This is a genomic window from Streptomyces sp. AA1529, from assembly GCF_000280905.1.
Taxonomy (GTDB): Bacteria; Actinomycetota; Actinomycetes; order Streptomycetales; family Streptomycetaceae; genus Streptomyces.
This window is the reverse complement of the sequence record NZ_ALAP01000037.1, coordinates 32,363-46,564: the sequence shown is the minus strand read 5'-3', so window position 1 is coordinate 46,564 and position 14,202 is coordinate 32,363. Positions and strand designations below refer to the sequence as shown.

The 14,202-nt window shown below is 72.2% G+C and carries 11 protein-coding genes; 4 read left to right on the top strand and 7 right to left on the bottom strand.

The features are described 5' to 3' along the window. The first annotated feature begins 69 nt into the window (after positions 1-69). Positions 70-609: a MerR family transcriptional regulator gene (locus A949_RS0110890; RefSeq protein ID WP_019356038.1), complete on the top strand. Its 540-nt coding sequence runs from the start codon at positions 70-72 to the stop codon at positions 607-609. 234 nt (positions 610-843) lie between these two features. Here the strand turns inward: A949_RS0110890 and A949_RS0110885 are convergent, their stop codons facing one another. From A949_RS0110885 to A949_RS0110860, 6 genes are all read right to left on the bottom strand, one after another. After that, complete coding sequence (locus A949_RS0110885) at positions 844-2,031, bottom strand: alpha/beta hydrolase (RefSeq protein WP_019356037.1); 1,188 nt, start codon at positions 2,029-2,031, stop codon at positions 844-846. Between the two features lie 337 nt (positions 2,032-2,368). Continuing rightward, complete coding sequence (locus tag A949_RS0110880) at positions 2,369-3,103, bottom strand: response regulator (protein WP_019356036.1); 735 nt, start codon at positions 3,101-3,103, stop codon at positions 2,369-2,371. 28 nt (positions 3,104-3,131) lie between these two features. Continuing rightward, a complete protein-coding gene (locus tag A949_RS0110875; protein ID WP_019356035.1) occupies positions 3,132-4,616 on the bottom strand; it encodes a sensor histidine kinase in 1,485 nt (494 codons plus the stop codon). Then, complete coding sequence (locus tag A949_RS0110870; RefSeq protein ID WP_026004543.1) at positions 4,613-5,488, bottom strand: DUF4429 domain-containing protein; 876 nt, start codon at positions 5,486-5,488, stop codon at positions 4,613-4,615. Before A949_RS0110870 ends, A949_RS0110875 begins: the two co-directional genes overlap by 4 nt. A gap of 123 nt (positions 5,489-5,611) precedes the next feature. Next, entirely contained in the window at positions 5,612-6,871 is a 1,260-nt protein-coding gene (locus A949_RS0110865) for an alpha/beta hydrolase (protein WP_037706128.1), read from the bottom strand. A gap of 159 nt (positions 6,872-7,030) precedes the next feature. Next, positions 7,031-7,660, bottom strand: a complete 630-nt coding sequence (locus A949_RS0110860) for a TetR/AcrR family transcriptional regulator (protein ID WP_019356032.1) — start codon at positions 7,658-7,660, stop codon at positions 7,031-7,033. 110 nt (positions 7,661-7,770) lie between these two features. Between A949_RS0110860 and A949_RS0110855 the strand changes: the two genes are divergently transcribed. Further along, complete coding sequence (locus A949_RS0110855) at positions 7,771-9,384, top strand: MFS transporter (protein ID WP_019356031.1); 1,614 nt, start codon at positions 7,771-7,773, stop codon at positions 9,382-9,384. Between the two features lie 504 nt (positions 9,385-9,888). Further along, positions 9,889-10,302, top strand: coding sequence for a peptidase inhibitor family I36 protein (locus A949_RS0110850; RefSeq protein WP_019356030.1), 414 nt, complete (start codon positions 9,889-9,891; stop codon positions 10,300-10,302). 133 nt (positions 10,303-10,435) lie between these two features. Here the strand turns inward: A949_RS0110850 and aceE are convergent, their stop codons facing one another. Beyond that, complete coding sequence (aceE, locus tag A949_RS0110845; protein WP_019356029.1) at positions 10,436-13,183, bottom strand: pyruvate dehydrogenase (acetyl-transferring), homodimeric type; 2,748 nt, start codon at positions 13,181-13,183, stop codon at positions 10,436-10,438. 506 nt (positions 13,184-13,689) lie between these two features. On the opposite strand from aceE, the gene A949_RS0110840 reads away from it, so the two are divergent. Then, on the top strand, positions 13,690-14,127 hold the full coding sequence (locus tag A949_RS0110840) for a DUF3052 domain-containing protein (protein WP_019356028.1): 438 nt from the start codon (positions 13,690-13,692) through the stop codon (positions 14,125-14,127). Positions 14,128-14,202 lie beyond the last annotated feature (75 nt).

Below are 14,202 nucleotides of genomic sequence, written 5' to 3'. Positions count from 1 at the left end.
CACCGAAGTGCCGACGATTTCCCCCCTTGCTTCGAGCGCACTCGAAGTCCGTAGCGTTCACTTGTGACCATGACGCAGCCGGAGAATCCGCCGACATCGCAGCCCCGGGCACCGGCGCGGTGCGCCGAGGCGCCCTGCACCGGCCGACGGCCCGAGGGGCAGCACCGCTACACCATCAGCGAGGCCGCTGAACTGAGCGGACTGAGCGCGCACACCCTGCGCTGGTACGAGCGGATCGGCCTGATGCCGCACGTGGACAGGTCCCACACCGGCCAGCGCCGCTTCTCCGACCGGGACCTGAACTGGCTGGACCTCGTCGGCAAACTCCGGCTGACCGGGATGCCCGTGGCGGACATGGTGCGCTACGCGGAGATGGTGCGCCAGGGCGAGCAGACGTTCGGCGAACGCAAGGCCCTCCTGGAGGCCACCCGCGAGGATGTGCTGGCCCGGATCGCCGAGCTGCACGACACGCTCGAGGTCCTCGACTACAAGATCGACCACTACTCGCGCAGCACCGGCGATCTCCCGGCGACCCGCGCGGTCATGGCCCCGGCCGCCTCCGACGCCACCGCCGAGCACCGCTCCCCGCACTCGGCCTCGGGCGCATAGCCGGGGAAGCCGGCCACCTCGGTGCCGGGTGGTGGAACGCGCTCCCGGCGCGCCCCGCGCCCCGCGCCCCGCGCCCGGCGCCCGGCGCCCGGCGTCCGGCGTCCGGCGCCCGCGCCAGGCGTGCCCCGGGTCAGGTGCGTCCCGTCCGCCTCGTCCGCCGCCCGGCCGTCCACCCTCCCGGCGCCTGCCCCGGCGCGTGCACCATCCGCCCGCGACCCGCTCGGCGCGCGCACCTCAGCGGACCGCGGCGCACTCCCGGGAGGCGGGGGCGCACCGGACCGATCCGTAGGCACGCAGCGCGATCGCGGCGAAGTTGTCCAGCGAGTCGGTGCCCGGCTTCAGATAGCCACTGTGCCCGTCGGCGCCGGCCGCGGTGACGACACGCGCTCCGAATCCGGGGTCGGTGGGGTCGGTGCCGTGCCCCAGGCCCAGCAGCCGCACGTGCGGCACGCGGCCGATCCAGTCCTCCGCGGCCCGTGCCGCCCACACCGGCACCCGGGTGTGCAGGTCCGCCACCGAGTCGGCCCGCATCCCGGGGGAGCCGAAGACAATCAGCCCGGCGGCCTCGGACGGGTCGAGCCGGGATGCGGCCCGGCCGCACACGACCGACCCGTAGCTGTGGCACAGCACCGCGGGAGCCGGAGTCCCGCTCTGCGCCAGCCCGTCCAGGAAGCGCACCAGCCGCGGGGCTCCGGCGTCGGCGAGCTTCCCCGTCGCGGCGTCCGGGCCCAGACCGACCGGTGTGGTGTAGCCGACCCAGGCGACGACTGCGCTGCGGGTGTGCGGGGCGCGCCGCACCATCCGGTCGTGCAGCGCGGCCGCCATCCCGGCGGGCCTGCCGTAACGGTTCCCGCCGCCGCGGTCGAAGTCGGCCAGGTCGATGTCGGAGCCGGGTACGACGACCGCGGTCCTGGTCGCGTGCGCGAGGTCCCCGAAGACCTCGGCGACCTGGCCCCGGCCGCGCGGATCGAAGGCCAGGATCCGCCGTCCGGGGGCCAGCAGCCGGGCGTACCGCCTGACCTTCCTCCGGGCCTCCCGGTGGTCCTCCCGGGTCAGCCCCTCCGCCCGTGCCCGCGCCGACTGCACCCGCTGCTCCCGCTTGAGCGCCAGCCGGTTCGCCTGATACCTCACACGCAGGGGGACGCCGTCCAGATTCCCCACCGTCATCGCATGGCGCCGCACCAGCCCCCGCCGCTCGCTCGCACTCAGCTCCGCGAAGAATCCGGCGACCCGTTCGGGGCTCGCCGTCGCGGGGTCCGGCAGCGTGCGCCCCAGCGCACGGTCCGCGCGCCAGGCGGCGGCGCCCGGCGCGGGCCCGGTCACCGGGGTCTGCTCCGTTCCGCTGGTCACCCCCACCGTGGTGGCGAGCACCGCTCCGACGAGCGGGGCGACGAGCAGAACACGCGTACGGCGGCGCTTCATGGGCCTGTCCCTCCTCCCGCCGCCCGCGGCGTCTCCGGAGGCGGCAGCAGGAGCGTGCGGCTCCGGCCGTACGCGGGGCGTCACACTGCGGAGCCAACCGTCGGGTGCTACCGGGGTAGGGGGTGGCGCAGGGCGCGCGGGATCCGCGCCCTGCGCACCGCGGAGGCCCCCGGGCCGGTGAGACGGTGGACCGGCGGAGCCCCGGACCGGCGGGGTCGGCGGAGCCCTGGACCGGCGGAGCCCTGGACCGGTGGAGCCCCGGACGGTCGGGGCCGAGGACCGCCGGGGCCCGGGCCGCAAGTGGCATCGGCCCGCGCGGCCGCGCGGGCCGGCGGAGCTAGTGGTCGCCCGGCGCGACCAGCCCCGACTCGTAGGCGAAGACGACGGCCTGGGCCCGGTCGCGCAGCCCCAGCTTGGCGAAGACGCGGCTCACATGGGTCTTCACCGTCTGCTCGGCCAGCACGAGGATCTCGGCGATCTCGGTGTTGGACCGTCCGCGGGCCACGAGCTCCAGCACCTCGGTCTCCCGTTCGGTGAGTGTCTTGAGCCGTAGTCCGGACGCCTGGGCCCGCCCCCGCAGCGGGCCGTTCCCGGCCCGCTGCCGGGCGAACTCGGCGATCAGCCGCCGGGTCACCGAGGGCGCCAGCAGGGCCTCGCCCTCGGCGACCACCCGCACCGCGGCGATCAGGTCGGCCGGCGGCGCGTCCTTGAGCAGGAAGCCGCTCGCGCCCAGCCGCAGCGCCTCGTACACATAGTCGTCCACGTCGAACGTCGTCAGCATCAGCACCTTGGGACGGTGGGTGACGCCCGGCGGCGGGTCGAGGAGCTGCTCGGCCGCCTCCAGGCCGTCCAGGCGCGGCATCCGCACGTCCATCAGCACCACGTCGGGGTGGACCCGGCGGCACAGCTCGACGCCCGCCGCGCCGTCGGGGGCCTCGCCCACCACGTCGATGTCGCTCTGGGCGGCCAGCAGCGCGGCGAATCCCGCCCGGACCATGGCCTGGTCGTCGACGATGACCAGGCGGGTCACCCGGCCGGTCGGGGGAACGCCGGACGTGCCGATGCCGTTCATGCGGGGGAGCGCCTTCCAGACGGTCGGATCATACGGTCGGGGTGGAGCCGGTGTGCCGCGGGTCGGGTGCGTGCTCGCAGGCCCGGTCCCGCTCCGCGTCCCGCACGTCGGCCCCGGGAGAGGCCTCGTCGTGCGGTCCGGACGGAGCGGCGGGGGGCGGGTGCAGCGGCAGTCGGGCCGCGACCCGGAATCCGCCGTCGGGCAGTGCACCGACCTGCAGGCTCCCGCCGACCAGCCGCACCCGTTCCCGCATCCCCACCAGGCCGTGCCCGGTGCCGGTCGTCTCCAGCGGGGCCGCTTCCGGTTCCGGCGAGGCGCCGTTGACGACCACCACGGACAGCCAGCCCTCGTCCGGAACCGTCACCGAGACGCGGGTCCGGGCGCCGGGTGCGTGCCGCACGACGTTGGCGAGCGCCTCCTGGACGATCCGGTACGCCGAGAGCGTCACGGTCGGCGCAGGAGCGTCCGCACCCGCCGCACCGGTCCCGTCCCCCCTCTCGGCCCCGTCCTCCCTCCCGGCACCGTCCCCTGCCTCGGGCCCGTTCTCCGCACCGGGCAGTGCGAGGTCCAGCTCGGTGGGCACTCCGGCGCGTACGGTCGCCTCCACGAGCTGCTCCAGCCGCTCCAGGCCGGGCTGGGGGGCTCGTTCACCGCGGGTGGTCTCGCTGCGCAGGACGCCGAGCAGGCGGCGCATCTCGGTCAGCGACTCGCGTGCGGCCGCGGCGATGGAGCCGAACTCCTCGCGCGCCTCCTGCGGCATCTCCGCGATCCGGTAGGGCGCGCTGTCGGCCTGGACGGTGATGACGGACATGTGGTGCGCGACCACGTCGTGCAGTTCCCGGGCGATCCGGGCGCGCTCCTCCAGCAGGGTGCGGCGGGCGCGTTCGGCCTCGCTGATGTGCTCCTGCTCCGCCAGTCGGCGCTGCGCCTCGGCCCGCTCCCGCAAGGTGGCACCGAGCAGCAGTACGGCGCCGCTCAGCACGATCAGCAGCACGTTCGTCCCCTCGCTGCGCTCGGGCGCGGTGAACCCCAGCGCGAGCGAGGCGGACACCGTCACGAGCCAGACCGCGAGCAGCGTGCGGCGGCTCTCGCGCAGCGCCAGCGCCAGATACAGCACCAGGCAGCCCACGATCACCATCGGCGGCCACGGCCAGGGCCGTCCGGCGCCTCCGCCCGTCACCAGCAGCACCAGGGCGCCGGCCAGGTCCGCACCGAAGACGATCCACCAGGCGGGCAGCGGCCGGGTCACCGCCAGGAGCAGGGGCGCGGTCTGCGCCACGCTCAGCACACCGGCCCAGCCGCCGGGCACCGCGAAGTCGTGCGAGAGCACCTGTGCGGTCACCGGGAGGAGCACGATCGTGAAGCCGGACGCCAGCACATAGGGCAGCAGCCGCACGGTGCGGGAGGCCGCGTGGCCCAGCAGCGGTTCACGCGAGGCGGCGGGGGTGGCCAGGGCGGCGGCGAGCGAGCGCAGTTGGCCCCACAGGGGGGAGAGCGCGGATCCCGGGGTCACAGCTCCGCCAGCAGCTCCGCCTTCTTGGCGGTGAACTCGTGGTCGGTCAGCAGCCCGGCGTCGTGCAGTTCGCCGAGGTGCCGGATGCGTTCGGCCACATCCGCCGGGTCCGAACGGGGCGGCTGCGGTGCGGGCGCCGAGCAGACACTCCCGGTCTCCCGCACCGGCCCGGCCGCCCGTACCGCCTCCAGGACCGAGGCGGCGAAGGGCAGGGACTCGTAGACGGGTCCGTAGCCGAGTCCGAACACCACGGAGGCCGGGTCCTGGTCGGCCTCCGCGAGGATCTCCGCTCCGCGTGGGCGCAGCCGCAGATGGCCGCCGGGCCCCTCCGGTGAGCACCACTCGACGCTCTCCAGCTCACCGACCGGGAAGTACTGGTCGCCGGCCTTCCATTTGGCCGTCGAGGCCCCCGTCCAGAACCACCGGAAGCCGACTCCCGTGCCGTCGAAGGACGCCTTGCCGTCGTACGCCTTGAAGCTCTGCGGGGCGGAGGGTGCGGCGACGAGGTGGTCCTGGGCCGGTTTGGCCGCCTCCGGGGGCAGCGCCGCCCGCAGTTCGGCGGCGTAGCGGTCCGCGAGCGGCTCGCGCTCGGCGGGCAGCACCAACCGGTAGGGGTCGCTGCTCTCCTTGAGCTGTCCGGCTGCCGCTTCCAGCAGCGGGTCCGCGCCCTCCCGGGGCACGGCGCGCAGCACGACGGTGCCGCGCTTGCCGCCCGGGGCCAGCTCGACGGTGCTCAGCGCCTCGTACGGGATACGCCGTTCCCCGAGCACCTGGAAGAGCTTCGGCGTGCGAATCCCCCGTTCGAAGCGGATGAGCACGGAGTCCGCTGTGAACTCCCAGGCGGAGTGAATTCCAGCCAGTACGTCACCCATGTGGGCCATCGTATGCGGCGGTCCGCCGTCCGTCCCCCCTCCGCCGCTCTCCGTGGTGCTACGCGCGCAGATTCGGCGGGCTGCGTACGGCCCGGCGGAGTGCCGCAGGCCCCGGATGCGCTGTCAGGAGGCGCCCGGGAGGAGGGAGCATTCCGGATCGGAGGAGTCGCAGACGACGTCCTGGTAGGCGCCGGTGCCGATCGCGGCGAAGTTGGCGAGGCTGCCGGTGTGCGGCACGAAGTAGCCGGTGTGGCCGACGGCGCCGCGAGCCGACAGCTGCCGGGCACCGAATCCGTCGGCCACCGGGTCCGCACCGTGTCCGAGCCCTCCGACATCCAGGTGGGGGACATCGGCGATCCAGTCGTCGTCGTCCCGCATCGCCCAGACGTGGGCGCGGGTGCCGAGGTGCGCCGCGTTGTCGGCGCGCATCCCCGGGCTGCCCGCGACGGCGATGTCGGTGACGCTGTCCGGCAGCCGGCGCGCCGCCACCCCGCAGACCACCGATCCGTAGCTGTGGCAGAACAGCGCGACCTCGGGGGCGGCAGCGGCCGAGGTGGCGGGCAGGGAGCGCACCAGGTCGTCCAGCCGTACCGCGCCGGACTCGGCGTCTCCGCCCGAGGCGGCGTCCACGCCGAGTCCGGCGGGTGCGGTGTAGTCGGCCCAGGCGATGGTCGCCGTGCGCACGCCGGGGCGGGTGGTGTGCTGCTGCTGTTGCAGCGCGTCGGCCATGCCGACCGGCGCCGAGTACTGCCGCGCCGACTTCTCGAAGGTCAGCAGTTCGGTGTCGACGCCGGGGACGACCACCGAGACCCGCCGGGCGTCGCGCAGGTCGCCGAAGACCTCGGCGGCCCGGCCGCGTCCTGTCGGGTCGAAGGCGAGGATCTGCCGCTGCGGGCCGAGCATCGAGGTGAAGCGGTGCATCCGGTGCTTCGCCCGGCTGCGGCCCTCCTCGGTCAGCCGCTCGTCCCGCATCCGCTTGCGCTCGGTGTCGCGGGCCTGGAGCAGCGCGGTGTGGTTCGCCCGGTAGCGCAGTTCCAGCGGCGCGCCGCCGAGGTTGCCCACGACGAGCGGGAAGCGGGTGGCGAGGTCGCGCTGCTGGGCCCGGCTCAGTCCGGCGAAGTAGCGGGCGATGCTGCCGGGCGGGGCGTCGGGGGCGGGCAGGGGGCGCCCGGCGAGGGATGCCTTCTTCCAGGCGTGCACGGCCGCTGCGCGCGGCCCGTCCTCCGCCTGGTGCTTGCGCACCGCCGTCCAGCCGGATGTCGCCAGCAGGACGAGGACGACGGCCAGGGCGAGCACCGCGCGCCAGACCGTGATGCCCGGGGCGCCTGGTGCGGGGACGCCGAGTCCGGACAACGGGTTGCCTGGTGCGGGGAAGTAAGTCACTGGGGCGACACCCTAGGAGATGCCGCTGAGCGGTCCCGCATTCAGGAAGCCCGGGTGAGTCATCTCACGTTTCGCACTGCGCGGTCGGGTGCGGGTGGCGTGTCCGTACCGTGCGGCAGTCACGGTGGGCAACTGCCGTGCGGGGCGCGGCGATCGGGATCAGCTCCGCCGTCCCCAGTCGGAGGCGAGTGCGGGGCCCAGTTGCGCGATGTAGTCGCGGGTGACCTCGCGTGCCGTCTCCAGCGAGGCGTCGTTGCGCATGCTCCACTGCCGGGCGGCGGTGCGCATCACCCCGGTGAACGCGGCGACCAGCACCCGCGGCCGCGGGTCCCGGTCGGCGTCCACCCCGGTGCGCCGGGCGACCTCCTGGACGAGCTTCTCCTCCATCAGCAGCGAGTGCCGCAGATGTGCGGCCAGCAGGGGCGGAGTCACCTCGATGACCTGGCACATCTTCAGGTGGAGGGGGAGCGGGGTGATCTCCTCGACGGCCACTCCGACGTCGTCCCACACGTCGTCGAGGGTGCTGCGCAGGCACTCCAGCGGCGGCTCGGCCACCGGGCGGGCGCACACGGCCTCGTAGTAGATGCGCTCCACCATGTTCTGCAGGAAGAGCGCGACCTCCTCCTTGTTCGCGAAGTAGCGGAAGAAGGTGCGCTGGGAGACGTCGACGGCCTCGGCGATCTGGTCGACGGTGGTGGTCTCGTAGCCCTGCGTGACGAAGAGTTCGTGGGCGGCCACGATCAGCGCGTCTCTTGTGCGCTGTTTCTTCCGTTCACGCAGCCCCGTCAATGCCGCTTCCTCTCTCCGGCGAGGCGTTCACGATGTGTGAGCGCCTACTGTCATTTACCGACTAATAATTTAGTTTGTCAATTGTCAGCAGCTGTCATTATCCTCCGGCCATGACCACCCAGACCAGCACCGTCGCGGACGACGCGCCGGATCCAGCACCCGCCGACGGCGGCGGCCCGGAGCCCCGCAGCGGGCTGCGGGGACACCCGTGGCTGACCCTCGTCACCGTCGCCTTCGGGGTCGCGATGGTCGCCCTCGACGGGACGATCGTCGCCATCGCCAACCCCGCCATCCAGCACGACCTCGACGCCTCCCTGGCCGATGTCCAGTGGATCACCAACGGCTATCTGCTCGCGCTCGCGGTCTCGCTGATCACCGCCGGCAAGCTGGGCGACCGCTTCGGGCACCGGCAGACCTTCCTCGGCGGCGTGGTCGGCTTCGCCGCCGCCTCCGCCGCCATCGGCCTGTCCGGCAGCGTGGCGCTCGTCATCACCTTCCGGGTGCTCCAGGGCATGTGCGGTGCGCTGCTGATGCCGGCCGCGCTGGGTCTGCTGCGTGCCTCCTTCCCCGCCGAGCGGCTGAACGCGGCCATCGGCATCTGGGGAGCGGTCATCGGCGCCTCGACGGCGGCCGGGCCGATCGTCGGGGGGCTGCTGGTCGAGCACAAGGGCTGGGAGTCGGTCTTCTTCATCAACATCCCGGTCGGCGCGCTCGCACTGGTGATGGGGCTCGTCCTGCTGCTGGACCGGCGGTCGAAGGACGCTCCCCGGTCCTTCGACCTGCTCGGCATCCTCCTGCTGTCCGGCGCCATGTTCTGCCTCGTCTGGGCCATCATCAAGGCGCCCGACTGGCACTGGGGCGACCCCAGGACCCTCGGATTCCTGGCCGTCTCCCTGCTGGCCTTCGCCGTCTTCGGTTTCTGGGAGACCAGGGTCGCGGAACCGCTGCTGCCGATGAGCATGTTCCGCTCGGTACCGCTGACCGCCGGAACCGTGCTGATGGTGCTCATGGCCTTCGGCTTCATGGGCGGCATCTTCTTCGTCACCTTCTACCTGCAGAACGTCAACGGCCTCTCGCCGGTGGACAGCGGGCTGCGTCTGCTGCCGCTCACCGCGATGATGATCGTCGCCTCACCGCTGGCGGGCGCGGTCATCACCAAGGTCGGCCCTCGCGTGCCGCTGGCCGGCGCCATGATTCTGGCGGCCGTCGCCATGTTCGGACTCTCCACCCTGGAGGCGGACAGCGGCATGGGCGTCACCTCCCTGTGGTTCGCCCTGCTGGGCCTCGGGCTCGCACCGGTGATGGTCGGCGCCACCGAAGTGATCGTCGGCAACGCGCCGCTGCAGCACGCCGGTGTCGCGGGCGGGCTCCAGCAGGCCGCCATGCAGGTGGGCGGCAGCCTCGGCACGGCCGTGCTCGGGGCGGTGATGGCTTCCCGGGTCGGCAGCGAACTGCCTCGCAAGTGGGCCGAGGCCAAGCTGCCCCCGCTGTCGGGTGAGAAGGAGGCTGCCCTCAAGGACGCGGCCGAGGTGGGCATTGCACCCGTGCCGAAGGGGACGCCGGAACGGGTGGCGGAGGCGATCGAGCACGCGGTGCACGGCGCCTTCGTCTCGGGCATGGGCCTGGCGTTCGTCTGTGCGGGCATCGTCTCGGTCCTGGCCGCCGGCGTGGCCGTCTTCACCAGTCGCGGCAAGAACGACGCCGGGCCCTCCGTGCACGTCTGAGGAGAGTCCCTGCCCGAAGGGCCGCACACAAGGCCCTTCGGGAACGGCCTGCCGGAGCCGGCCGCCGGATGCGGGGTACGGAACGGCTCCCGGGCCGAAGCTGCCGACGCTGTCGGCCCGGTGACGGGAAGCCGTGGCTCCCCGTGCCGGCGCGTCCCGGCTCCGGCGCGTTCCGGGCTCCGGTGCGTTCCCGGCTCGGTGGACCCGCTCTCGACACGCCTCACCGCTGCCTCCGGCCGCTGCCCCGTACTGACCGGACACAGCGTGGCGCACCGGACCTCTTCCCGGCCCGGTGTCGCCGGTGACGGTGGATAACTCGCGAGTTGTGGACAACTCCGCCACCTGTCCCGGTGAACCCGGCCGCTTGCTCTTGGCTGTCCTTCCGCGGCGCGGACATGCTGGTCACACGCCGGGCGGCGACGTGCCCGGCCTTCAGCGGGGGAGTGATCAGCCGTGCAAGGCATGTTCGGACGAGGTCCGAGGAGGGCGGCCGGAGTCCTGGCCGTGACCACGCTGGCGGTGGCGATGACAGCCGCCGCACAGCCGGTGGGGGCGCAGACCCAGCAGCGGGCGGCGCGGGGCTACGCCGTGCCCCACCAGCCCCATCACCAGGCCGCCGGGAGGAAGGCCGCGCCCAGGCTGGGAGAGTGCGGACCGGGGGAGCTGTGCCTGTGGGAGCGTACGGAGTTCAAGGGCACACCGCGCGTCCATGAGCTGCGCGGTATCGACATCGAGAGCTGTACGCCGCTGACGGGCGGCGCCTCGGCCACCTCGGCGGCCAACCGCACCGGCCGGCCCGTCACCCTCTACCAGAGCGAGGAGTGCGCGGAGACGGCCGAGTTCCACACCCATCCCTCGGGGTCCTGGACGCCCGAGCTGCCCTATCGGGTGCGGGCCTTCAAGGTATGGGAGCACTGAGGTGCGCACCGGGCACGCGGGGCACCCGACCGCGTTCCGCGGCCCGGTGGCCGGGTGCGGTCCGTTCCTGGACCGCACCCGGCCACCGGGGCCGGGCCGGCAGCCTGCGGGCTCCCGGCCGAGGGCATCCGGCTCAGGCGTCGCCCCCGGCGGTGCCCGGGTCGGCCGCCGCGACCTCCAGCAACCGGTAGCGGTCGATGGCCTGCTTCAACGCGGAGCGGTCCACCTTCCCCTCCTTCGCCAGTTCGGTCAGTACGCCCAGCACGATCGACTGTGCGTCGATGTGGAAGAAGCGGCGCGCGGCACCCCGGGTGTCGGCGAAGCCGAACCCGTCGGCGCCCAGCGACTGGTAAGTGCCCGGCACCCAGCGCGAGATCTGGTCGGGCACGGCCCGCATCCAGTCCGAGACCGCCACCTTGGGGCCCTCGGCCCCCTGCAATTTGGTCGTGACGTAGGGGACGCGCAGTTCCTCGTCGGGGTGCAGGAGGTTGTGCTCCTCCACCTCCACGGCCTCGCGCCGCAGTTCGTTCCAGGACGTCGCCGACCACACATCGGCCTTCACGTCCCACTCCTCGGCGAGGATCCGCTGCGCCTCCAGCGCCCACGGCAGGGCCACACCGGAGGCCAGGATCTGCGCGGCATGAGTGCCCCGCTCGGCCGCACGGTAGCGGTAGAGGCCCTTGAGGATCCCCTCCACATCCACGTTCTCCGGCTCGGCCGGCTGCTGGATGGGCTCGTTGTAGACCGTCAGGTAGTAGAAGACGTCCTCGCCCTGCGGATGCTCTGCGCTGGAGCCGTACATCCGGCGCAGTCCGTCCCGGACGATGTGGGCGATCTCGAACCCGAAGGCCGGGTCGTAGGCGACCACCGCGGGGTTGGTCGAGGCCAGCAACTGAGAGTGGCCGTCGGCGTGCTGGAGACCCTCGCCGGTGAGCGTGGTGCGCCCCGCGGTCGCGCCCAGTACGAAACCCCGCGCCATCTGGTCGGCCATCTGCCAGAACTGGTCGCCGGTCCGCTGGAAGCCGAACATCGAGTAGAAGACGTAGATCGGGATCATCGGTTCGCCGTGGGTGGCGTAGGCAGAGCCCGCGGCGATGGTGGCGGCGGTGCAGCCGGCCTCGGAGATGCCGTCGTGCAGCATCTGCCCGGTCGGCGACTCCTTGTAGGCCAGCAGGAGCTCCCGGTCCACGGACTCGTAGAGCTGCCCCAGCGGGTTGTAGATCTTGGCCGAGGGGAAGAAGGAGTCCATTCCGAAGGTGCGGTACTCATCGGGTGCGATCGGCACGAAGCGCTTGCCGATCTCCTTGTCCCGCATCAGGTCCTTCAGCAGCCGCACGAACGCCATCGTGGTGGCGATCTGCTGGTGCCCGGAGCCCTTCTTCAGCGTGGCGTAGGCCTTCTCGTCCGGAAGGCGCAGCGGCTTGGACCGGTTGACCCGGGTCGGCACATAGCCGCCGCACTCCTTGCGGCGGTCGTGCATGTACTGGATCTCCTCGGAGTCGCGGCCGGGGTGGTAGTAGGGCGGCAGGCCCGACTCCAGCTCGCTGTCCGGGATCGGCAGATGCAGCCGGTCGCGGAACCCCTTCAGATCGTCGACCGTCAGTTTCTTCATCTGATGGGTCGCGTTGCGGCCCTCGAAGTTCGGGCCGAGCGTCCAGCCCTTGATCGTCTGCGCCAGGATGACGGTCGGCTGCCCCTTGTGCTCGGCCGCCGCCTTGTAGGTCGCATACACCTTGCGATGGTCGTGGCCTCCGCGGCCCAGGTGCAGCAGCTGGTCGTCGGTCATGCCCTCGACCATCTTGCGCAGCCGCTGGTCGCCGCCGAAGAAGTGCTCCCGGATGTAGGAGCCGCTCTCGGTCGCATAGGTCTGGAACTGGCCGTCCGGTGTCGTGTTCAGCTTGTTGACCAGCACACCGTCCCGGTCCTGTGCCAGCAGCGGGTCCCAGGAGCGGTCCCACACCAGCTTGATCACGTTCCAGCCGGCACCGCGGAAGTAGGACTCCAGCTCCTGGATGACCTTCCCGTTGCCCCGGACCGGCCCGTCCAGCCGCTGCAGATTGCAGTTGATGACGAAGGTGAGGTTGTCCAGCCCCTCGCGGGCGGCCAGGGAGAGCTGGCCGAGGGACTCGGGCTCGTCCATCTCGCCGTCGCCGAGGAAGGCCCACACCCGGGATTTGGAGGTGTCGGCGATACCGCGGGACTCCATGTAGCGGTTCATCCGCGCCTGGTGGATCGCGCCGATCGGGCCCAGGCCCATGGAGACGGTGGGGAACTCCCAGAAGTCCGGCATCAGCCGGGGGTGCGGATAGCTGGGCAGTCCGTGCGGCGCCTTGCTCTTCTCCTGCCGGAAGCCGTCGAGCTGGGCTTCGCTGAGCCGGTCGAGCAGGTAGGCGCGGGCGTAGATACCGGGAGAGGCGTGGCCCTGGAAGAAGATCTGGTCCCCGCCGTCGCCCTCGTCCTTGCCGCGGAAGAAGTGGTTGAAGCCCACGTCGTAGAGCGAGGCGGAGGAGGCGAAGGTGGCGATGTGGCCGCCGACCCCGATCCCGGGCCGCTGGGCACGCGAGACCATGACGGCCGCGTTCCACCGGGTCGCGTTGAGGATCTTGCGCTCGATCTCCTCGTTGCCGGGGAAGAACGGCTCGTCCCTGGTCGCGATGGTGTTCACATAGTCGGTGCTGCGCATCTCCGGGACGGCGACGCGCTTCTCGCGGGCGCGCTCGATGAGCCGGAGCATGAGGTAGCGGGCGCGTTCCCGTCCGCGCTCGTCGACGGCTGCGTCGAGCGAGTCGAGCCATTCCTGGGTCTCTTCAGGATCGAAATCCGGGACCTGGCTGGGAAGGCCGCCAATGATGATCGGGTTGCGATCGGATCCGGAAGCCACGCTGTTCCTTCGCTGTATCGGTCGGATGGTGCTTGGGGGCCGGGCGGCGGCGGACGCCCTGGATCGTGCTCAGCGGAGCGGCGCGCCGCCTCCATCGTGGACCGCCGCTGCTGTGACGTCATCTCTACCGATAAGTAACCCAGCGCCTTTCGAGGCGGGCCGGAAGGGGGTGTACGCAGGTGCAACGACGCGGTCGACCTGCCACCTTACGCCCGTTCCGGGAGGAGGTCCGCGCTCCGCACCGATCACCCCAAACGTGCGTTCGGTCCTCCGGGTGCCCTTACGGCTCCCCCGGGTCAGCCGGGGCAAACCTGGCAGATCCTGGCGGCCGCAATGTGGCCTGAATCACTCTCGATCAGGCATTGTGGTATGAGACGTCAACGTTTGGGCGGGATGGGAGGCCGGGTACTTGCGTGATCCGGCCCGCCCGTGTGGACTACGGCCCATGCCTCGCGTACGCGCGGGGTCGCAACCCCATATTCGCAAAACATGACTGGAGGCAATCCGTGAGCGCGACCGCGGACCACGCGGAGGAGCGGACCAACCCCGCCGCAAGGCTGGGTTTCCAGCCCGGACAGGTGGTCCAGGAGATCGGCTACGACGACGACGTAGACCAGGAGCTCCGCGAGTCCATCGAGGAGATCACCGGCGCGGAACTGGTCGACGAGGAATACGGCGATGTGGCCGACGCCGTGGTGCTGTGGTTCCGCGACGAGGACGGCGACCTGACGGACGCGCTGGTGGACGCCACCACGATGATCGACGAAGGTGCCCCCGTCTGGCTGCTGACCCCCAAGACGGGCCGCGAGGGCTACGTGGAGCCCAGCGACATCGGTGAGGCCTCCCAGACCGCCGGGCTCTCCCAGACCAAGAGCTTCAACGCGGCCAAGGACTGGACGGGCAGCCGCCTGGTCACCCCGAAGGGATCCCCCAACAAGCGCTGACCGGCGCTTGCGCCCCGCATCGGTACACCACGGACGGTGCTGCGCGAGGGACGGCGCCCCCTTCGGGCCTTCCTT

Excerpts from the sequence above, each read along its gene's own strand:
- A949_RS0110885 (WP_019356037.1), bottom strand. The coding sequence starts at position 2,031 with ATGAAGCGCCGCCGTACGCGTGTTCTGCTCGTCGCCCCGCTCGTCGGA.
- A949_RS0110890 (WP_019356038.1), top strand. The coding sequence starts at position 70 with ATGACGCAGCCGGAGAATCCGCCGACATCGCAGCCCCGGGCACCGGCG.
- A949_RS0110870 (WP_026004543.1), bottom strand. The coding sequence starts at position 5,488 with ATGGGTGACGTACTGGCTGGAATTCACTCCGCCTGGGAGTTCACAGCG.
- A949_RS0110855 (WP_019356031.1), top strand. The coding sequence starts at position 7,771 with ATGACCACCCAGACCAGCACCGTCGCGGACGACGCGCCGGATCCAGCA.
- A949_RS0110880 (WP_019356036.1), bottom strand. The coding sequence starts at position 3,103 with ATGAACGGCATCGGCACGTCCGGCGTTCCCCCGACCGGCCGGGTGACC.